The sequence below is a fragment of the Paracoccus sp. (in: a-proteobacteria) genome (assembly GCF_030536915.1).
GTDB lineage: Bacteria > Pseudomonadota > Alphaproteobacteria > Rhodobacterales > Rhodobacteraceae > Paracoccus.
In genome coordinates, this window is the sequence record NZ_JAUNPC010000004.1 from 26200 (window position 1) to 45825 (window position 19626).

Here is a 19626-nt window from a genome sequence, read left to right on the forward strand (position 1 = left end):
GGACTTACCGAAGCAAGGGCCACGCGCCAAGGGGCAAGCGGACGGTCAGGCGGTATGCTCGCGCGGGCCGACCAGGGCGAACCACGCCCCCTGCGGGTCGGTGCAGGTGGCGACAAAGGCGCCGCCCGGCACCTCGGCCGGACCATGGACCACCGCGCCGCCTGCCGCCCTGACGCGGCTGATAGCGTGGTCGATGCCATTGGCGCCGAAATAGGGCAGCCAGGCCGGCATGGGCGCGTTGCCGAGGCCCATCATCCCGCCGATGTCCGTCCCCTTGTGGCGGAACAGTTGGTAGGAGCCCATCGGCCCCATGTCCATCGCCTCTCCCCTCGTCCAGCCGAAAAGCCCCGCATAGAAGTCGAAGCCCGCCTCGGGGTCGGCGGTCATGAGCTCATGCCAGTTGCCGTGCCCCTCCTTTCCCTGGTCAAAGGCGCCCTCGCCGCGTTCCGCCTTGGCGACATCCTCGGCGCTCATGCCCGTCATGTCTGGTTCAAGGATGCCGAAGACCGCGCCCTGCGGATCGGCCGCGATGGCGAAGCGGCCGGTGCCGGGGATGTCGGCCGGGCCGCGCATCACCCGGCCGCCCGCCTTGCCGATGTCCTCGGCCGTCCGGTCGCAGTCATCCACCGCGAAATAGATCAGCCAGTTCGGCGGTGGCGCAAACTCCTGACCCTCCAGCGACATTATCCCGGCGACCATCTCGCCGCCGGATTGCGCCAGCAGATAGGTGAAATCCTTCATGCCCGCGTCCATGATTTCCCACCCCAGAAGCCCGGCATAGAAGGCGCGGGCCGCGTCGAGGTCGCCGGTCCCCAGCTCGTACCAGCAGGGGTTGCCCTGACAGGTCATGTCTCTCTCCCGACCGTGCTGCCGCGCGGCCGTGGCGCAGAAGGCCCTGCGCCACGCATTGCGTTCCTCAGGCCCGGTCGCTGTCGAACAGCGTCTCGAACCCGGCCCAGATCATGCGCTTGCCGTCAAAGGGCATGTCGGGCATCGGCTGGCCCTCCATCGCGGACTGCATCTTGCGGCCCGCTTCCTCGCAGGTTGCGCGGTCGGGCCAGCCGGCCCATGACATGACGACGACTTCGCCCTCCTTCGCGTCGACCGCCCGATGCATGTCGGTCAGCTTGCCGCGCGGCACGTCGTCGCCCCAGCTTTCGAAATTGCCCATGCAGCCGAAGGGCCTGAACATCTCCTCCCATGCCGAATGGGCGAGCTTCTCGAAGGCCTCGCGGTTGCCTTCCGGCACCGGCGTCAGGAAGCCCTGGTAATAGCCGCCGCCCTTGTCGCTGCCATCGGCGACAAAGGCTTCGAACCCGCCGAAGATCATCCGCTTGCCGTCATAAGGCGTCTCGCCCATCGTCTGGCGCATTTCCTCGGGGTTCTGCATGATGTCGGCCCAGGCGGCGTCCGAGGTTGCGCGGTCGGGCCATTCGACCCAGCCGAAGCTGACGGCCTCGCCGTCCTGCGCGTCCACGGCCCGCAGGAAGTCGGTCTGCTTGCCGGGCTGGAGGTCCTCGGCCCAGGTCTCGACCATGCGGACCGCACCGCGCTTTCGCATCAGCGGCCAGGCGCGGCGGTTGATCTGCAGATAGGCGTCCTTGCTGGTCTTCGGCACGGGGGTAACCGATCCGGTGTAGTAAGGCATCTCGCGTCCTTTCCGGTGGGATGTCGTCCGATGCGACTCAGGCTGCCATATCGGTTGCAAAAAGCAACTGAAATGTTGTATCCTGCCAGCAGGAGGCGTGGCATTGGCAGAAAACCGCAAGACCTATGGCGAGGGCTGCATCGCCGCCCATGCGCTGGACCTGATCGGCGATCGTTGGGCGCTGCTGGTGGCGCGCGAACTGATGCTGGGCCCCAAGCGCTTTGGCGCCATCCGCGCCGGGCTACCGGGCGTGGCCAGCAACATCCTCACCCGCCGGTTGGAGGACCTTGAGCGCGCGGGCATCCTGCGCCGCCGCAGCCTGCCCGCCCCCGCCAGCGCCCCGGCCTATGAGCTGTCCGAGAGCGGCCTCGGCCTGCGCCCGGTGCTGCGCGAGCTTTGCCGCTGGGGCGCGGCGATGCCGGGCCACGACCCCCGGCTGCCGATCAGCCCCACTTCGCTGATGCTGTCGATGGAGGCGATGATCCACCCCGCCGGACGCTTCACCGCCGGGTTCGAGATGGAGGGCGAGGCCTTCGCCCTGACCACCGACGCGCAAGGCCTGCACATCCGCCGCACCGACGCGGCAATCGGAGAGATGAGCTTTACCGGCCACCCGAACGACATGGCCGCGACGATCTACGGCCCCGTGCCGCTGGCGGATGTCGCCGCAAGTAGACGGGTCCGTTTCACCGGCGACCTTGGGCGCGGGCAGGGCTTCGTGGACCTGTTCCGGCTGCGTCGCCCCGTTCCCGCAGGAGAAGACGCATGACCCGCCTCATCCCGCATCTGTGGTATGACTCGGACGCCGAGGAAGCCGCCCGCCTTTATGTCTCGGTGGTCCCGGACAGCCGGATCGACCACGTCACGACGATGCCCATCGAGACCCCGTCCGGCCCGCCCGGCAGCGTCACCATCGTGGAATTCACGCTGTCGGGCCAGCCCGTGGTGGCCTTCAGCGGCAGCCCGATGGACCCGTTCAACCACGCCATCTCGCTGCTGATCGAATGCGACACGCAGGCCGAGATCGACCGCATCTGGGACGCGCTTCTGGACGGCGGCGCCCCTGAACAATGCGGCTGGCTGCGCGACCGCTGGGGCGTGGCGTGGCAGATCGCCCCCCGGTGCCTGATGGACATGATCCGGGGCGAGGACCGTGCCGCCGCCGCCCGTGCGGCCGAAGCGATGCGAGGCATGGTCAAGCTGGACCTCGCGGGGCTGGAACGCGCCTTCGCGGGCTGACCCTTACACCGCCCGGTCGAACTTGGTGGACAGATGCACTAGGCTTTCCGACGACCGCACCCCCGTGAGATTGCCGATGCGGTCCAGCAACTCGTCCAGTTCCACCGTCGATGCGCAGCCCAGTTGCAGCAGAAGATCGACCCGCCCGCTGGTGGAATGCACCTTCTCGACCGCCGGCAGCGCCTTGAGCCGGCCGAGGATCGCTCCTTGGGCCCGCGGCTCGATCGTCAGCAGGCAGGTCGCGCGGATGCGGGTGACCCGCGCCGCCTCGCCCAGCCGCAGGGTGTATCCGGCGATGGCGCCGGTGGTTTCCAGCCGCTCCAGCCGCGCCTGCACGGTGGACCGCGCCAGCTTCAGCCGCCGCGCCAGCACCGCCACCGACATCCGCGCATCCTGCCCCAGATGCGCGATGATCGCGCGGTCGGTGTCGTCCATGGTCCCTCTCGTCGATCTGACGGCCTTGCCGGTCACATTAACCGGCCCCGCGCGGCGATCCATCCTTTTCATCGTGCCGAATGCGTCCCATAGGGCGCCTTCCGCGTTGAGCGGCCGAACCCCCGGACATGGAAAGGATTGCGCATGGGACTGACCGAAGGCCACCTGGCCAAGACCGTGTGGGAGAACCCGGCCGAGATCGTCCGCAGCCTCAAGCCTGAGAACCCGGTGATGGTCTTCGCGCCGACCGTCCTGCAGGACCGCGCCCGCGCCTTCCTGGCGGGCTTTCCCGGCTTCGTCACCTATGCCGTCAAGTCGAACCCCGACGAGGCGGTGATCCAGAACCTCGTGCAGGCGGGGATCAAGGGATTCGACGTGGCCTCGCCCTTCGAGATCGACCTGATCGGCCGCCTCGCCCCGATGGCCGCGCGCCACTACCACAACCCGGTGCGAAGCCGCGCCGAGATCGCCCATGCGGTGGCGGCGGGCATCAAGGCCTGGTCGGTGGACAGCCGGACCGAACTGGACAAGCTGTTCGAGCAGGTGCCTGCGGAAAACTGCGAAATTTCCCCCCGCTTCAAGCTGCCGGTGCTGGGCGCGGCCTATGACTTCGGGTCCAAGTTCGGCGCCAGCCCCGAGCTTGCGGCGGACCTGCTGCGCGCGGTCCATGAGAAAGGCTACATCGCCTCGCTGACCTTCCACCCCGGCACGCAATGCACCGATCCCCACGCATGGGAGCAGTATATCCGCACCGCCGCCGAGATCGCCCAGATGGCAGGCGTTCATCCGAAACGCCTGAACGTCGGCGGGGGCTTCCCCTCGTGGCGCGTCCACGGGGTCGAGCCCGACCTGTCCGCGATCTTCGAGCTGATCGGCCGCACCACGGCGGAAGCCTTCGGCACGGACGCCCCGGAACTCGTCTGCGAACCCGGCCGCGGCATCTGCGCCGACGCCTTCGCCATCATCACCCGCGTCAAGGCGGTCCGCGACGGGACAAACGTGTTCCTCAACGACGGCGTCTATGGCGGGATGAACGAACTGCCGGTGATCGGCAACCTCGACCGGCTGGAGGTGCTGACGCCCGAAGGCCGCTTGCGCGGCGAAAACAGCCACGGCCGCGTGGTCTTCGGCCCGACCTGCGATTCGGTTGACCGCCTGCCGGGCGAGATCTCGCTGCCCGACGACATCGAGGAAGGCGATTACGTCGTCTTCCATGGCGCGGGCGCCTATTCGGTCGTGACCAACACCCGCTTCAACGGCTTCGGCGAGATGCGGCAACTGACGGTGATGGGCTTCGAATGAGCCTTCGAGGCGTCACCCCTTTCGGGGGTGGTGCCCTGACCTTACGCGACCTTGGCCTGCGGGGCCGCGATCCCCAGCTCCTCGCAGACGGCCAGCGTCATCTGCGGCCGGTTGACCGTGTAGAAATGCAGCCGGTCCACGCCGTCCTCGATCAGCCGGCGGCACAGATTGACCGCCATGTCCACGGCAAGCCGCCGCTCGCCTTCCGGACCCACCTTGGCAAACGCCTCGTCGGCCCAGGCGGGCACGCTCGCGCCGCAGCGGGCGGCGAACTTGCGGGCGCCCGACCAGCTTTGGATCGGCAGGATGCCGGGGATGATCGGGGCCGAGACCCCCGCCGCCGCACAGGCGTCGCGAAAGCGGAAATAGACATCCGCGTCGAAGAAGAACTGGGTGATCGCGCTGGACGCGCCCGCATCCACCTTGCGCTTGAGCCACTCCACGTCGGTGCTGGTGCCGGGGCTTTCCGGGTGCGGCTCGGGATAGGCGCCGCAGCGGATGGTGAAGCCGCCCCGCGCGGCGATGGCCTCGATCAGCTCGACCGAGTCGGCGAAGCCCTCGGGATGGGGCGCAAAGCGGTCGGCCCCCTGCGGCGGGTCGCCCCGCAGCGCCACGATCTCGCGCACGCCCGCCGCGGCATAGTCGTCCACGATCCGCATGGTTTCGGCGCGCGAGGCATCCACGCAGGTCAGGTGCGCTGCGACGTTCAGCCCGTAGTTCGCGGCCAGGGCCGTCACCGCCTCATGCGTCAACTGCCGGGTCGTGCCGCCCGCGCCATAGGTCACGGACACGAAATCCGGTCCCAGCGGCGCCAGCGCGTTCGCCGTTTCCCACAGCTTGAAGGACTGGTCGAGGTTCCGGGGCGGGAAGAACTCGAAGCTGACAGAGGGCGTGGTCATGGCAGGTATCCTTTCACCCGCCTTGTGCCACGACCTTGGCCGTGAGACAAATTCATCTTCCGCAACTTTGACATGAATCCCATGCATCTTGAACTGCGCCACCTGCGAACGATCCGCGCCATCCACGACCAGGGGGGCCTCGCCCGCGCGGCCGAGGTGCTGAACATCACCCAGTCGGCGCTGTCGCATCAGGTCCGTGCGCTTGAGGATCAGGCGGGCACCGCCCTGTTCCTGCGCCAGACCAAGCCCATGCGCCTGTCGCCCGCAGGGCTGCGGCTGCTGGCGCTGGCCCGGCAGGTGCTGCCGCTGGTCGAGGCCGCGGAATCCGAGATGCGCGGCGTCACCCAAGGCCGGATCGGGCGGCTGCATATCGCGATGGAATGCCACGCCTGCTTCAACTGGCTGCTGCCCGCGCTGGACGCCTTTCGTCACTTGTGGCCGCAGGTGGACATCGACGTGCGCGCGGGGCTGGCCTTCACCGCCCTGCCCGCGCTGATGCGGGGCGAGGCCGACCTTGTCGTCTCATCGGACCCCGAGGACCTGCCCGGCGTCGTGTTCGAGCCCCTCTTCGACTATCACCCGCTGCTGGTGGTGCCCGCCGCGCATCCGCTGGCGGGGCGCAACGTCGTGGAACCCGCCGACCTTTCCACGGAAACGCTGATCACCTACCCGATGGACCGGGCGCGGCTGGACGTCTTCTCGCATTTCCTCGACCCCGCCGGGGTGCGTCCGGCGGCGGTGCGCGAGATCGAGCTGACCGATGTCATCCTGCTTCTGGTCGCCTCGGGGCGGGGGGTCTCGGTCCTGCCCGACTGGGTGCTGCAGCGCGAGGCGGACAATCCCGATCTGGTGACGCTGCCCCTGGGCCGCAGCGGCGTCACGCGCAGGCTTTACGCGGCGCTGCGCGAGGGCGACCGCGAGCTTGCCTTCATGCAGGACATGCTGCGCCTGGCGCGCGAATCGCGCTGAGCGCGGGAACCCGGAAGGCCGCGGGCGGAGTTTCCCTTCCTGAACATCTCGGGAAAAACACCATGCTCGCCTCATTCCTCATGGGCCTCGTCGGGGGCCAGCGATCCATGACGCCGCTGGCCGCCGTGGCCGTGGCCGCCGCGCGGGACGACCTGCCGCGGGACTGCGCCGCGCCCAGTTTCCTGCGCGATCCGGCGGTGGCCAGCGGCGCGGTCGCGCTGGCGCTGGCGGAACTGGCGGGCGACAAGATGAAAAGCGCCCCCGACCGGATCGTGCCGCTCGGGCTTGCCGCGCGCTTCATCATGACCGGCTTTGCGGCCGGGGCGCTGGCCCCGCGCGGCCGCTTTCTGGAAGGGGCGGCGCTGGGCGGGATCACGGCGATCGCGGCCTCATATCCCGGCTGGCGGGCACGGATGGCCGCGATCGAGGATCACGGCCAGACCCCCACCGGGCTGGTCGAGGATGCCCTTGTCCTGGCCGGCGCGGTCGCCATCCTTGCCGCCATGCGGCCTGAAAGCGACGGCTGAGGCGCGCGGTGCGCCTTTCCTTCCGGCGGCGGGGGCCTTAAAGGGGCCTGCCCCCAAGCCCGTCCCGAGGATTCCCCCATGCCCAGCGCCAACCTCAACCTGATGATCAAGGCCGCGCGCAAGGCGGGCCGCAGCCTCGTCAAGGACTTCCGCGAGGTGGAAAACCTTCAGGTCTCGTCGAAAGGCCCCGGCGACTTCGTCAGCCGCGCCGACCGCGAGGCCGAGCGGATCATCAAGGAGGAACTGCGCGGCGCACGGCCCAATTATGGCTGGGTGGGCGAGGAAACCGGCCATGAGGCGGGCGAGGACCCGACCCGCCGCTGGATCGTCGATCCGCTGGACGGCACCACCAACTTCCTGCACGGGCTGCCCCACTGGGCCGTCAGCATCGCGCTGGAACACAAGGGCGAGATCGTCGCCGCCGTCATCCTCGACCCTGCCAAGGACGAGCTGTTCACCGCCGAAAAGGGCGACGGCGCCTTCGTCAACGACAAGCGCCTGCGCGTGTCCGGGCGGCGCGACATGAACAGCGCGATCTTCGCCACCGGCGTGCCCTTTGGCGCAAAGACCACCCTGCCCGCGACGCTGAAGGACCTCGCCCGGCTGATGCCGGTCTGCGCGGGCGTGCGCCGCTGGGGCTCGGCGGCGCTGGATCTGGCCTATGTCGCGGCGGGCCGCTACGACGGCTACTGGGAACGCGGCATCCAGCCTTGGGACATCGCCGCGGGTATCCTCTTGGTGCGCGAGTCGGGCGGCTTCGTGGAACCGCTGCGCGACCATGACGGCCCCATCGCCGATTCCAGCACCATCCTCTGCGCCAACCCGCAACTGTTCGAAACCTTCGCAGGCATCGTCCGCAGCCGCGACTGAGGCGCCCGGAACCGTCACCTTCCTGCACGCCTTCCGGCCTTTCCCCTTTTGCGGGGCTGGCCCGGCTTGACACTTGCCTCCCGAGGGGCGAGCGCCGGGGTCATCTCGCCTGTCGCGGTGCCCCTTCATGCTTTCCCCTGATTCGCCGGCCGCTGCGCCGGCGCCGCTTGCCCCTGCCCCGCTTCATCCCGCGCCGGAAATCCCGCCGCAGCCCCTCCGCCCGGACGACCGGCAGGGCCTCGCGATCCTGCTGGTCTGCATCACCAGCCTGATCTTTGCGATCCAGGACGGGCTGGCCCGCCATCTCGGCACCGCCTATTCGCCGATCTTCGTGACCATGGTGCGCTACTGGTTCTTCGCGGTCTTCGTGCTGGCCATGGCCGCCCGCGGCCCCGGCGGGCTGCGCAGCGCCGCCCGCAGCCATTACCCCGTGCTTCAGATCACCCGCGGGCTGCTGCTGGTCTTCGAGATCGTCATCATGGTCGCCGCCTTCGTCAAGCTGGGCCTGATCGAGACCCATGCCGTCTTCACCGCCTACCCGCTGCTGGTCGTGGCGCTGTCCGGCCCGGTGCTGGGGGAACGCATCGGCTGGCGCCGCTGGGCCGCGGTCGGCGCGGGCTTTGTCGGCATCCTCATCATCCTGCAACCCGGGCTGCGCGTCTTCTCGCCTTGGGCGATCCTTCCCCTGATCGCGGCGCTGATGTTCGCGGTCTACGGGCTGCTGACGAGGCTGGTGTCCGCCAAAGACAGCGCCGAGGTCAGCTTCTTCTGGACCGGCATCGCGGGGGTCGCGGGCATCACCCTTGTGGGCGCCTGGCACATGGAACCCATCGCCCGCGCCGACTGGCCCTGGATGGCGGGCCTGTGCATCTGCGGCGTGATCAGCCACTACCTGCTGATCCGCGCCTATTCGCTGGCCGAGGCCTCCAGCCTGCAGCCCTTTTCCTACACGCAGCTTGTCTGGGTCAGCCTGATCGGCGTCCTGCTGCTGGGAGAGGAGGTCCGGCCGAACGTGATCCTCGGGATGCTGATCATCGTCGGCGCGGGGCTGTTCACCTGGTGGCGGACGCTGCAGAAGGCGCGGGCAGAGGCTGGGCCCCGCTGACGATCTCGACCACGGGGACCGGCAGGATCGCCTCATCCGGCATGGCCTCCGGCGCAGGGGCGGCCTCGGCAGGCAGGTTCCCGGTCTCGCGCAGCGGGGAAAAATCCTCGGGCCGCCGCTGCGGCGCGGGCGGGATCTTTGGCGGGTCGAGGCTTTCGGCCACGCTTGCGATCTGCGCCTGCGGCCGGGGCAGGTCCTGCCCCTCGCCCGCGTCGATGACCGGCGCGGCAGCCTCGGGCAGCGCCACCGGCCCACCCGCCATCGCAAGCCGCATCGCATGGCCCGCGGCCTCGCCCACCCAGGCAGGCGGCGCGGGCGGCCGGGCCGAGGCGGCCAGCACCAGCAGCCCCTCGGCCCGCCGGGGCTTGGACACCCCGCCGCTCAGGTCCCAGCCCGGCACGAAGGGCACCGCATGGCCCGCGATCCGGGCGCGGTAGATCGGCAGCGCCTCGGCCACGCGCATGACGTAGTTGCGCGTCTCGTCAAAGGGGATCATCTCGACCCAGTCCACCGGATCGGCGCCCCCGTCCCGCAGGTCGCCGAAATCGCGCAGCCAGCGCGAGGACCGCCCCGGCCCGGCATTGTAGCCCGCCGCCACCAGCGCGATGGAATTGCCGAAGCGGTTGCGCAAGCCTTCCAGATAGGCCGCGCCCAGCCGCGCGTTGTAGCCCGCGTCCTGCGTCAGCCGGGGCAGATCGTAAGGCTCGCCGATGACGCCCGCCATCTGCCGGGCCGTGTCGGGCATCACCTGCATCAGCCCCCGCGCGCCGACATGGGACTGGACGGTGTGGTTGAACTCGCTTTCCTGCCGGGCGATGGCCATGACCAGTTCGGGCGGCAGGCCGAAGCTTTCGGCCTCCAGCCCCGTCAGCGGGTAATGCAGCGCCGGATAGACGCCGCCCTTCGCCGCCGCCGCCTTGGACAGCCGCAGGGCGTCCCAGGGGCGGCGCAGTTCCAGCATCACCCGGCCCATGCGGGCGATGTCCTCATGCGCCGCGCCGGTCGCCAGATGCAGGAAGAACCGCTGCGCCTGCGCGGGCTCTCCTGCCGCGATCAGCCACAATCCCGCCTGGAACAGCCGGTTCCCCGTCAGCGCCGAGCTGCGCCAGTCCGGCAGGCTGTCCACCGCCGCGCCGGTCACGGCCAGCGCGGGCTGCATCGGCGCGCCGATCTTCTCGGCCGCCAACTGGCCATAATAGGCCGTCTGATGCGCGGCGGCCTTCCCATAAGCCGCGCGGGCCGCGCCCTGATCGCCCAGCGCCTCGGCGGCGCGGGCCTGCCAGTAATGGGTGCGGGCGACGGTGATCGCGTTGTAATCCGCCGCCGGAAGCCGGGCGAAATGCGCCGCCGCCCGGTCGGCTGCCCCCGCGCGCAGGGCCGCATATCCCGCGATCCAGTCCAGATCGACCGCGCCGCTGTCGCCTGCCGGCAGGAAATGCCCCGCCGCGAAGCGTTCCGCCAGCGCCCAGTCGCCCTTGCGCAGCGCCTCGCGCGCATAGTCCCGCCGCATCCCCGCCCAGGCCGAGGGGTTCCCCAGCGCCTCGGCCGAGGTCGAGCGTTCCAGCATCAACTGCCGCGCCAGCTCCCCCTGCTTTGCCGCCACCCGCCAGCGGAAGCGGTCGAGCGCCAGCCCCGCATCGTTCCGCAGGTCTTCGGGCAATGCGAGAATCAGCGGGTCCACCCCCGTCCGCCGCGCCTGCACCGCGATGCGGGCGCGGGCGAGATCGGCATCCGGCCCGGTGACGTAAAGCAGCATCCGCTCGGCCACCGCCCATTCGCCGGCATCCAGCAGCACCTTCAGCCGGGCCGCGTGATGCGGGGCAACGGCGGCGCCGTGGACGGCGAGGAATGCGGTTTCCTCGGCGGCATCCAGCGCGGCGCTGCTGATCCAGAACCGGGCGGCGGCCTCGGAGCGCTGCGCTTCGGGATGGGCGGCGATCCAGGCATTCGCGCCGCCAAGGCTTTCAGGCAGGCGCGCGCCGAACCAACCCAGCACCTCGGCGGCGGGCAGGCCGGGGCGGATCATGGCCTCGCCACGGCGGAACAGAAGCTCCATCCCCGGCCAGTCGGGGTTGCGGGCGGCAAAATCGCGGTATTCGCCCCATGTCCCCTGCCCCCCCCGCAGCCGCTGCCACAGGACAAGGTCCACCGCCATCTGCCCCGACTGCCGCGCGACCCGCGCCACGGGCCGCCCCCGCCCGGCCCCCCCCCCCCCCCCGCGGGGGCACCCGCCCCCGGCCCCCCGCCGCGGGGGCCGGGGCCCCGCGGGGGCGGCCGGCCAGTCCCTTGCCGCCGCCGCCGCCAGCGCGCGGGTCATCGCGCCCCTGTCCTCGGCCTGTGCGGGCAGGGCCAAGGCGGTCGCCAGCGCCAGCGCCGCGAGTCTGAATGTCGTCCCCGTCATGCGCGCCAATCTGGGGGCGTCGGGGCGCCGGGGCAACTCACATCCGCGGCAGGCGCGCTTGGCATCCCGCGCGCCCGGCTGTATGCCCGCGCGAAACAATCGTCAGGATCGAGTCATGTTCCAAGGGTCCCTGCCCGCCCTCGTCACCCCCTTGACCGGCGAGGGCAAGATCGACTGGCCCGCGCTGGAACGGCTGGTCGAATGGCAGATCGAACAGGGCAGCCACGGCCTTGTCCCCGTCGGCACCACCGGCGAAAGCCCGACGCTGAGCCATGACGAGCACCGCGAGGTGGTCGAGGCCGTGGTCCGCCTTGCCGCCGGCCGGGTGCCGGTGATCGCGGGGGCGGGGTCGAACAACACCCACGAGGCGATCGAGCTGGCCCAACACGCCTGCGAGGTCGGCGCCGACGGGCTGCTGATCGTGACGCCTTATTACAACAAGCCCACGCAGGACGGCCTGATCGCCCATTTCACCGCCGTCCATGACGCGACCGACCGGCCGATCATCATCTACAACATCCCCGGCCGGTCCGTGGTGGACATGACGCCCGAAACGATGGGCGAACTGGCGAAGCTGCCGCGCATCGCGGGCGTCAAGGACGCGACCGGCAGGCTGGAACGGGTCTGCCAGCAGCGCATCACCTGCGGCCCGGACTTCCTGCAGATCTCGGGCGAGGACGCGACGGCCCATGGCTTCAACGCCCAAGGGGGCCGGGGCTGCATCTCGGTCTCGGCCAACGTCGCGCCCGCGCTCTGCGCGCGGATGCAGGCCGCCTGCCTTGCGGGCGACTATACGCAAGCGCTGCGGCTGCAGGACCTGTTGATGCCCCTGCATATCGCGATCTTCCTTGAGCCGGGGCTTGTCGGGGTCAAATACGCCCTGTCGCGGCTGGGGATGTGCGGGGAAACCGTGCGCCTGCCGCTGACGCCGCTGACCGCGCCCACCCGCGCCCGCATCGACGCCGCCATGGCCCATGCGGGACTGATCTGAGGCGCTGGGCATGGCCTACGCCGTCCTGACCGTCGCCATCGTCTTCGAGGTGATCGGCACCTCGCTGCTGATGCTGTCGCAGCAGTTCACGCGGGTCTGGCCGACCGCAGGAATGGCCGTGGCCTATCTCGTGTCCTTCTATTTCCTGTCGCAGGCGCTGAACTACCTGCCGCTCGGCATCGCCTATGCGCTGTGGAGCGGGCTGGGAATCATCCTGACCCTGGGCGTCGGCATCCTCGTCTTCCGGCAGATCCCCGACCTGCCCGCCGTGATCGGCATCGCGCTGATCCTTGCCGGGGTCGTGGTCATCAACGGGTTTTCCCAGACAACCCCGCATTGAGGGCGGTAAGCGGTGCGTGCGAAGCACGCACCGCTTACCCCTGCGCCATCTCAAGCGCCTTCGGCAGCGCCTCGGCGAAGGCATCCAGTTCCTCCCCCGGCCCGCAACTGACGCGGATGCAGCGGTTCTGCGGCGCGACCCAGGGCATCCGGGCGAAAATTCCCTGCCCGTCCAGAGCCGCCAGCACCGCACGGGCAAAGTCCCCGTCCCCTCCGCAGTCGATGGCGACGAAATTCGTGGCCGAGGGCAGCGCCGCAAGGCCGTTGTCCCGCGCGATGGCGGCGATGCGTTCGCGCGCCTCCGCGACCCGCCGGACCGTCCCGGCCAGATGCGCCCCGTCCCCCAGCGCCGCCAGCGCCCCCGCCTGCGCCACGCTGTTGACGCCAAAATGGTTCCGCACCCGGTCAAAGGCGCGGATCATTCCGGGCGCGCCGATGGCATGGCCGATCCGCGCACCCGCCATCCCGTGGGCCTTGGAGAATGTCCGCATCCGCAGCACCCGCGGATCGGCGGGGTCGATCCGCGGCAGGGCGGGGGCGAACTCGGCATAGGCCTCGTCGAGGATCAGCAGGATGTCTTCGGGCAGGGCGGCGACGGCGGCCTCGACCGCCTCGGGTGGATGCCAGCCGCCCATGGGGTTGTCGGGGTTGCAGAGATAGACCATCCGCGCGCCGGTCCCGGCGGCCTTCGCCACCAGCGCGGCCGGGTCCTGCCGGTCGTCGCGGTAAGGCACGCGGACCAGTTCGCCGCCAAAGCCCGTGACGTGGAAATCGAAGGTCGGATAACCGCCCGCCGAGGTCACGACGCGATCCCCCGGCGCCACCATCAGCCGGACGGCGAGGCCCAGAAGCCCGTCGATCCCCTCGCCCACGACGATGTTCTCGGGGGCGACGCCGCAATGGGCGGCAAGCGCGGCCTTGAGGTCGTGGTTCGTCGGATCGCCGTATTTCCAGACCTCGGCGGCGGCCTTCCGCATCGCCTCGACGGCCAGCGGCGAGGGGCCGAAGCCGTTTTCGTTAGCGCCCAACCGAGCACGGAAGGCCCCGCCGCGCCGGCGTTCCAGCGTTTCGGGGCCGACAAAGGGCACGGCGTCGGGCAGGCTGGCGGGCAGGGGCGCGAGGGTCGATTTCATGCGCGGATCAGAAGCGCAAATCCGCCGTCCTCGCAAGCCCGCCCGGGCGAAGGCGGCGCAAGGGGGCCGGCTCGGCTGCGCCAGCCCTTGGGCGGACGTTGCCGACGCAGCCTCTGCCGCCTGCCCTGCCGCCCTGTCCTAGCCCTTGCCGAACAGCCGGCTGAGCAGTCCCCCTGGCGCAGGCGGCTCAGCGGCGCTGTCGGCCACCGCCGGCGCAGGTGCGGGCGCGGGCTTCGCCGTCGCCGCCTCGGCCGCCGCGCGGGTCTCGGACAGCGTCGCGCCGGTCGTCAGCGCCTCGGGGTCCAGCCGCAGCTCGATCACCGCCAGCGTGCCCGCGCCTTGCGCGCGCTCGAACGCCCCGGCGAAATCCTCGTCGCGTTCCACAAGCTCTCCATGCCCGCCATAGGCGCGGGCGAGCGCGGGAAAGTCCGGGTTGAACAGGTCGGTGCCCGAGACGCGGCCGGGATAGGTCTTTTCCTGGTGCATGCGGATCGTGCCGTAGCGGCCGTTGTTCGCCACGATCACGATCACCGCAGCACCCTCCTGCGCCGCAGTGGACAGTTCATTCACCGTCATCTGGATGTCGCCGTCGCCCGCCACGCAGACGACCGTGCGGCCCGGATGCCGGATCTTGGCCGCCACAGCCGCGGGCAATCCATAGCCCATCGAGCCCGAAGTCGGCGCAAGCTGCGTCTCGCCCCGCTTGAACTGGAAATAGCGATGGATGAAGGACGCGAAGTTGCCTGCGCCGTTGGTGATGATGGCATCCTCGGGCAGGTTGTCGGACAGCCAGGTGATCACCCGCTCCATCTTCACCGCGCCGGGGGTTTCCCTGGGCTTGCGCCATGCCTCGTAGTTGGCCCGCAGCCCCGCGGTCCAGTCGCTCCACTGGCGCGGCGCGGGGGCCTCGGCCAGCGCCTTCAGCACCACGCGCGGACAGGCGGCGATGCCGGGATCGGCCCGCCACAGGTGCCCGATCTCGTCGGGGTCGGGGTAGACGTGGATGATCCGCTTGCCCTGCCCCTTCGGGCTCATCAGGTCATAGCCGTTCGTCAGCGTGTCCCCCAGCCGCGAACCCAGCGACAGCACGCAGTCCGCCTGCCGCAGCGCCTCGCCCAGCTTCGGGTTCATGCCGACGCCAAGATCGCCCACGTAGTTCGGCAGCCGGTTGTCCATCAGATACTGGCGGCGGAAGGGCACGGCGACCGGCAGGCCCCAGCCTGCCGCAAAACGCGCAAGCCGGTCGCCGTCCTCCTGCGTCCAGACCGAGCCGCCGGGAACCACCAGCGGCCGCTCGGCCGCAGCCAGCGCCCCGGTGATCGCCGCCAGTTGCGCCTGCGAGATGCCGGGGACGGGCGGTGGCGCGGGGATCAGGTCGGGGGCGTCGGATTCCGCCGACAGCATGTCCTCGGGCAGCGCCAGCACCACCGGGCCGGGGCGGCCGGACTGGGCCAGGTCGAAGGCGCGGGCGACATATTCGGGGATGCGGTCGGTCCGGTCGATCTCGGCCACCCATTTCGCAAGGCCGCCGAACATCTGCCGGTAGTCCACCTCCTGAAACGCCTCGCGGTCGCGGTCGGCCAGCGCGATCTGGCCGACAAAGAGAATCATCGGCGTCGAATCCTGCCTGGCCACATGGACCCCGGCGCTGGCGTTGGCCGCCCCCGGCCCGCGGGTGACGAAGCAGACGCCCGGCTGTCCGGTCATCTTGCCCCAGGCCTCGGCCATCATCGCGGCCCCGCCTTCCTGCCGGCAGACGGTGTTCGGGATTCCTGCGTCGTAAAGCCCGTCCAGCGCGGCAAGGAAGCTTTCGCCGGGCACCGAGAAGACCCGTTCCACCCCATGCGCCTTCAGCGCATCCGCCAGTATCCGTCCGCCGTGCCGCATCGCCTCGCCCCCTTGTCGCAGATCGGGCGCAAACTGGGGGCAAGCGGCGACAAGGGCAAGCCCGCAGCTTTACAGCGGCCGCCCGCGCCCTTATCTCACGCCGACCATGGCCCAGGCAAAATCCGACCCGAACTACAAGGTGATCGCCGAGAACCGGCGGGCGCGCTTTGATTATTTCATCGAAAGCGACATCGAGGTGGGCATCGTCCTGACCGGCTCCGAGGTCAAGGCGCTGCGCACCGGCCAGTCCAACATCGCCGAAAGCTACGCCAGCGTGGAACAGGGCGAGCTGTGGCTGATCAACGGCTACATCTCCTCCTACAAGCAGGCGGGCGTCTTCGGGCACGAGGAACGCCGCCACCGCAAGCTGCTGGTCAGCCGCAAGGAACTGTCGCGGCTGTGGCAGGCCACGGGGCGCGAAGGCATGACGTTGGTGCCGCTGGTGATGTACTTCAACCACCGCGGCATCGTGAAGCTGAAGCTGGGCATCGCCAAGGGCAAGAAGAACCACGACAAGCGCGCGACCGAGGCCAAGCGCGACTGGGGCCGCGAAAAGCAGCGTCTGCTGAAGCAGGGCTGAGACGGACCTGCCTGTTCAGTCACTGGCGTGAGCCGCGATGTCGGTGCACATTAAAGCAATGTGCCACGCCGGGCTTGCGGATCAAGGATGAGCGACACCAAGACCGATCTGGACCGGTTGCTGGCAGAAACGCGCCGGCTGAACGCCGAGGCCGACAGGCTGATGGCCGAGGAACGCAAACTCATGGCCGAGCGACTGCTGCGCCGGCAGAGGCGTGGACCCTGGTTCAACTTCGTTCATGAGATCGCTCCATTTCTGGGCATCGGTCTTGTGACCGGCCTGATTGCCGCCTTGGCTGTCGTGCTTCTGCTCCTGATGGGAACGCCCAAGCCTTAGGCGCAGACCGCATCCGTTCCCTGCTACCACAAGGCCGCCAGCGTCGCCGGGTCCGCCGCGCCGCCGAAGAACTCCGCCAGCAGCCGGTCGAAGACCTCGCCCCCGCCCGCCGCGCGGAACAAGGTCGCGCAGGACCGCAGCTTCACCGCATCGACCGGCCCCAGCACCGCCTCGGGCGGGGTGCCCGCGTTCTCAAGCATCGCCGCGGCCGCCGCGTGCAGATTCGCGACCAGCACCGGGTCGGCCAGATAGGCCCGCGCTTCGGCCAGATCGCGGATGCCGTAATGCTTCGCCGTCCCCGATCGCCCCAAGGCCGCCAGTTGCGGAAAGACATACCACATCCAGTGGCTCACCTTCCGCCCCGCCCGCAGTTCCGCCACCGCGCGGGCCTGGTCGCGCGTCTGCGCGTCGTGAAAGCGTTGCAGGTCCATGCCGCATCGTTCCCCCCTCGCACTTGCCCGGTCAAGGCCCGTTGTCCTGCCCGCGCCCCGAGGCTAAGAAAGCCCGGTGCTCGTGGGCCGAGGAGGGAAGGATGGACGATCCGAAGACGCTTGTGTCGACCGATTGGCTGGCGGCGCATCTGAACGATCCCGACCTGCGGATCATCGACGCAAGCTGGCACATGCCGGCCACGGGGCGCGACGCGCAGGCGGAATACCATGCCGCCCATATCCCCGGCGCGCGCTTCTTCGACATCGACGCCATCGCCGACAGCCGCAGCCCCCTGCCCCACATGGCCCCCCAACCCGAGATGTTCGTCAGCCGCCTGCGGGCGATGGGCATCGGCGACGGCCACCAGGTCGTGGTCTACGACAATTCGGACGTCCATTCGGCGGCCCGCGTCTGGTGGATCTTCCGGCTGATGGGCAAGGCCGACGTGGCGGTGCTGGACGGCGGCTTTGCCAAGTGGCAGGCCGAGGGACGGCCGGTCGAGGACATGCCCCCGATCACCCGCGACCGCCACATGACCGTGCAGCGGCAGGCGGGGCTGGTGCGCGACGTGACGCAGGTCGCGGCGGCGGCCAAGCTGGGCGACCACCAGATCATCGACGCCCGCAGCGCGGCCCGCTTCCGCGGGGACGAGCCCGAACCCCGCCCCGGCCTGCGCGCGGGCCATATCCCCGGCGCGAAGAACCTCCCCGTGGGCCAGCTTTACACCCCCGACGGCACGATGAAGCCGGTGGACGAGTTGCGCGCCGCCTTCGAATCGGCGGGCGTGGATCTGTCGCGCCCCGTCATCACCACCTGCGGCTCGGGCATCACCGCGGCCAGCCTCGCGCTGGCGCTGGAACGCATCGGCAAGCGGGACTGGTCGCTTTACGACGGGGCCTGGGCCGAATGGGGCAGCTACCCCGACCTCAAGATCGCAACCGGAGACGCCTGAATGTTCGGCAGCCTGCAGCCCCAAGCCCCCGACAAGATCCTTGCCCTGATGGGCGAGTTCCGCGCCGACACCCGGCAGGGCAAGATCGACCTGGGCGTGGGCGTCTACAAGGACCCGACGGGGCTGACCCCGGTGATGCGCGCCGTCAAGGACGCCGAGCGCCGCATCTGGGACGCCGAGACCACCAAGGCCTATACCGCGCTTGCGGGCGAACCCGCCTATCTGAACGCGCTGTCGCGGATGGTGCTGGGCGAGGGGCTGGACGACAGCCGCACCGCGGCGCTGTCCACCGTTGGCGGCACCGGCGCGATCCGGCAGGCGCTTGAACTGGCGCGGATCGGCAACCCGGACCTGACCGTGCATGTCTCGGACCCGACATGGCCCAACCACCTGTCGATCCTGAAATTCATGGGCGTGCCTTTCGTCGAATACCGTTATTTCGACGACACGACCCGCGGCGTCGATTTCGAGGGGCTCAAGGCCGACCTGTCGCGGGCGAAGAAGGGCGACCTGATCCTGCTGCACGGCTGCTGCCACAACCCGACCGGCGCCAACCTGACCATGAAGCAATGGGCCGAGGTCGCGGACATCCTTGACCGCACCGGCGCGGTGCCGCTGGTGGACCTCGCCTATCAGGGCTTCGGCGACGGGCTGGAGGAAGACGCGGCCGGGACGCGCCTGATCGTGTCGCGTTCGCCCGAGGCGCTGGTGGCGGCCTCCTGTTCCAAGAACTTCGGCATCTACCGCGAACGGACGGGGATGCTGCTGGCGCAGGTCAGGGACGCCGCCACGCGCGATCTTGCGCAGGGGACGATGGCCTACCTGAACCGCCAGAACTACAGCTTCCCGCCCGATCACGGCGCGCGGATCGTCCAGGTGATCCTCGACGACGAGGGCCTGACCGCCGACTGGAAGGCCGAGCTTGAGGAGGTGCGGCTGGGGATGCTGCAACTGCGCCAGCAGCTTGCGGCGGAACTGCGGAACCTGACCGGCAGCGACCGCTTCGACTTCATCGAGCGGCACCGCGGCATGTTCTCGCGCCTCGGCGCGAGCCCCGAGCAGGTTGCGAAGATGAAGGACGACAACGCCATCTACATGGTCGGCGATTCGCGGCTCAACATCGCCGGGCTGAACCGCGACAGCGTGCCGATCCTGGCCCGTGCCATCGTCGAGGCGGGAATCTGAGGCGGGACGCGGTCCTGCCGCCCCCCGAGGCCCGGACATGAGAAAGCCGGGGCGCCTTTCGACGGCCCCGGCTTTATCGCTATCCAGACGGTGACGATCAGAGACCGCGCGCAACCCGCTCGATGTCGCCACGGGTCAGGCCGATGTCGGCCAGTTCGCGGTCGGTCAGGGCATTCAATTGGTTGCGCGTCTCGCGCACATCCGCCCAGGTGCGGACGGTCGCGGCGATGCGATCGAAGATACCGGCAGGACGCGCCGCCGAGGGGACAACGCGGAAGGTGTCGATGGCCGACATGTCAGGAACCCATTTTTTCTTGCGGCCCGCGCCAATCGCGAGCAATGTTCATCAGTGCCCGTGATATAGGTCCGCGCCCCACTTCTGACCACGTCCAAAGA

The 19626-nt window shown here is 69.8% G+C and carries 22 protein-coding genes; 13 read left to right on the forward strand and 9 right to left on the reverse strand.

Annotation, left to right across the window (positions count from 1 at the left end; translation table 11 throughout):
* Window positions 1–45: 45 nt before the first annotated feature.
* Window positions 46–849 carry a VOC family protein gene (locus tag Q4F04_RS01575; RefSeq protein ID WP_303368083.1) on the reverse strand — a complete coding sequence of 268 codons (804 nt, stop codon included), beginning with the start codon at window positions 847–849 and terminating at the stop codon, window positions 46–48.
* Between the two features lie 67 nt (window positions 850–916).
* Entirely contained in the window at window positions 917–1648 is a 732-nt protein-coding gene (locus Q4F04_RS01580) for a DUF1428 domain-containing protein (protein WP_303368084.1), read from the reverse strand.
* Window positions 1649–1745: 97 nt separating this feature from the next.
* Here Q4F04_RS01580 and Q4F04_RS01585 point away from each other — a divergent pair, with 97 nt between their 5' ends.
* Complete coding sequence (locus Q4F04_RS01585) at window positions 1746–2417, forward strand: helix-turn-helix domain-containing protein (protein WP_303368085.1); 672 nt, start codon at window positions 1746–1748, stop codon at window positions 2415–2417.
* The gene (locus Q4F04_RS01590; RefSeq protein WP_303368086.1) at window positions 2414–2887 is read left to right on the forward strand and encodes a VOC family protein; all 474 of its coding nucleotides are present in this window, start codon (window positions 2414–2416) and stop codon (window positions 2885–2887) included. The genes Q4F04_RS01585 and Q4F04_RS01590 overlap by 4 nt, the downstream gene beginning before the upstream one ends.
* Before the next feature lie 3 nt (window positions 2888–2890).
* Here the strand turns inward: Q4F04_RS01590 and Q4F04_RS01595 are convergent, their stop codons facing one another.
* The gene (locus Q4F04_RS01595; RefSeq protein WP_303368087.1) at window positions 2891–3322 is read right to left on the reverse strand and encodes an Lrp/AsnC family transcriptional regulator; all 432 of its coding nucleotides are present in this window, start codon (window positions 3320–3322) and stop codon (window positions 2891–2893) included.
* Between the two features lie 144 nt (window positions 3323–3466).
* Here Q4F04_RS01595 and Q4F04_RS01600 point away from each other — a divergent pair, with 144 nt between their 5' ends.
* Window positions 3467–4624, forward strand: coding sequence for a type III PLP-dependent enzyme (locus Q4F04_RS01600; RefSeq protein WP_303368088.1), 1158 nt, complete (start codon window positions 3467–3469; stop codon window positions 4622–4624).
* A gap of 41 nt (window positions 4625–4665) precedes the next feature.
* Here Q4F04_RS01600 and metF read toward each other — a convergent pair whose 3' ends face one another.
* A complete protein-coding gene (metF, locus tag Q4F04_RS01605) occupies window positions 4666–5523 on the reverse strand; it encodes a methylenetetrahydrofolate reductase [NAD(P)H] (RefSeq protein ID WP_303368089.1) in 858 nt (285 codons plus the stop codon).
* An 81-nt stretch (window positions 5524–5604) separates the two neighbouring features.
* Here metF and Q4F04_RS01610 point away from each other — a divergent pair, with 81 nt between their 5' ends.
* From Q4F04_RS01610 to Q4F04_RS01625, 4 genes are all read left to right on the forward strand, one after another.
* The gene (locus tag Q4F04_RS01610) at window positions 5605–6492 is read left to right on the forward strand and encodes a LysR family transcriptional regulator (protein WP_303368090.1); all 888 of its coding nucleotides are present in this window, start codon (window positions 5605–5607) and stop codon (window positions 6490–6492) included.
* Between the two features lie 62 nt (window positions 6493–6554).
* Entirely contained in the window at window positions 6555–7019 is a 465-nt protein-coding gene (locus tag Q4F04_RS01615) for a hypothetical protein (protein ID WP_303368091.1), read from the forward strand.
* A 78-nt stretch (window positions 7020–7097) separates the two neighbouring features.
* Window positions 7098–7889: an inositol monophosphatase family protein gene (locus Q4F04_RS01620; protein WP_303368092.1), complete on the forward strand. Its 792-nt coding sequence runs from the start codon at window positions 7098–7100 to the stop codon at window positions 7887–7889.
* Between the two features lie 127 nt (window positions 7890–8016).
* Window positions 8017–8994 carry a DMT family transporter gene (locus Q4F04_RS01625; protein ID WP_303368093.1) on the forward strand — a complete coding sequence of 326 codons (978 nt, stop codon included), beginning with the start codon at window positions 8017–8019 and terminating at the stop codon, window positions 8992–8994.
* On the opposite strand, the gene Q4F04_RS01630 is transcribed toward Q4F04_RS01625, so the two are convergent.
* Window positions 8942–11395 (reverse strand): lytic transglycosylase domain-containing protein, encoded by a 2454-nt coding sequence (locus Q4F04_RS01630; RefSeq protein ID WP_303368094.1) that lies wholly within the window; start codon window positions 11393–11395, stop codon window positions 8942–8944. The genes Q4F04_RS01625 and Q4F04_RS01630 overlap by 53 nt on opposite strands.
* 115 nt (window positions 11396–11510) lie before the next feature.
* On the opposite strand from Q4F04_RS01630, the gene dapA reads away from it, so the two are divergent.
* Both dapA and Q4F04_RS01640 read left to right on the forward strand, forming a co-directional pair.
* Window positions 11511–12386 carry a 4-hydroxy-tetrahydrodipicolinate synthase gene (gene dapA, locus Q4F04_RS01635; RefSeq protein WP_303368095.1) on the forward strand — a complete coding sequence of 292 codons (876 nt, stop codon included), beginning with the start codon at window positions 11511–11513 and terminating at the stop codon, window positions 12384–12386.
* A gap of 10 nt (window positions 12387–12396) precedes the next feature.
* A complete protein-coding gene (locus Q4F04_RS01640) occupies window positions 12397–12726 on the forward strand; it encodes a multidrug efflux SMR transporter (protein WP_303368096.1) in 330 nt (109 codons plus the stop codon).
* A 34-nt stretch (window positions 12727–12760) separates the two neighbouring features.
* Here the strand turns inward: Q4F04_RS01640 and Q4F04_RS01645 are convergent, their stop codons facing one another.
* Window positions 12761–13858 (reverse strand): pyridoxal phosphate-dependent aminotransferase, encoded by a 1098-nt coding sequence (locus Q4F04_RS01645; protein WP_303368097.1) that lies wholly within the window; start codon window positions 13856–13858, stop codon window positions 12761–12763.
* A 138-nt stretch (window positions 13859–13996) separates the two neighbouring features.
* Window positions 13997–15745 (reverse strand): thiamine pyrophosphate-binding protein, encoded by a 1749-nt coding sequence (locus tag Q4F04_RS01650; protein WP_303368098.1) that lies wholly within the window; start codon window positions 15743–15745, stop codon window positions 13997–13999.
* A 106-nt stretch (window positions 15746–15851) separates the two neighbouring features.
* On the opposite strand from Q4F04_RS01650, the gene smpB reads away from it, so the two are divergent.
* Together smpB and Q4F04_RS01660 are read left to right on the forward strand one after the other, a co-directional pair.
* Entirely contained in the window at window positions 15852–16325 is a 474-nt protein-coding gene (smpB, locus tag Q4F04_RS01655) for an SsrA-binding protein SmpB (protein WP_303368099.1), read from the forward strand.
* 87 nt (window positions 16326–16412) lie between these two features.
* The gene (locus tag Q4F04_RS01660; protein WP_303368100.1) at window positions 16413–16661 is read left to right on the forward strand and encodes a hypothetical protein; all 249 of its coding nucleotides are present in this window, start codon (window positions 16413–16415) and stop codon (window positions 16659–16661) included.
* A 23-nt stretch (window positions 16662–16684) separates the two neighbouring features.
* Here Q4F04_RS01660 and Q4F04_RS01665 read toward each other — a convergent pair whose 3' ends face one another.
* The gene (locus tag Q4F04_RS01665) at window positions 16685–17092 is read right to left on the reverse strand and encodes a DUF1810 domain-containing protein (RefSeq protein WP_303368101.1); all 408 of its coding nucleotides are present in this window, start codon (window positions 17090–17092) and stop codon (window positions 16685–16687) included.
* A 101-nt stretch (window positions 17093–17193) separates the two neighbouring features.
* Here Q4F04_RS01665 and sseA point away from each other — a divergent pair, with 101 nt between their 5' ends.
* Together sseA and Q4F04_RS01675 are read left to right on the forward strand one after the other, a co-directional pair.
* Window positions 17194–18045 (forward strand): 3-mercaptopyruvate sulfurtransferase, encoded by an 852-nt coding sequence (gene sseA, locus Q4F04_RS01670; protein ID WP_303368102.1) that lies wholly within the window; start codon window positions 17194–17196, stop codon window positions 18043–18045.
* Window positions 18046–19230, forward strand: coding sequence for an amino acid aminotransferase (locus Q4F04_RS01675; RefSeq protein ID WP_303368103.1), 1185 nt, complete (start codon window positions 18046–18048; stop codon window positions 19228–19230).
* Window positions 19231–19327: 97 nt separating this feature from the next.
* On the opposite strand, the gene Q4F04_RS01680 is transcribed toward Q4F04_RS01675, so the two are convergent.
* A complete protein-coding gene (locus Q4F04_RS01680; protein ID WP_303368104.1) occupies window positions 19328–19525 on the reverse strand; it encodes a DUF1127 domain-containing protein in 198 nt (65 codons plus the stop codon).
* Window positions 19526–19626 lie beyond the last annotated feature (101 nt).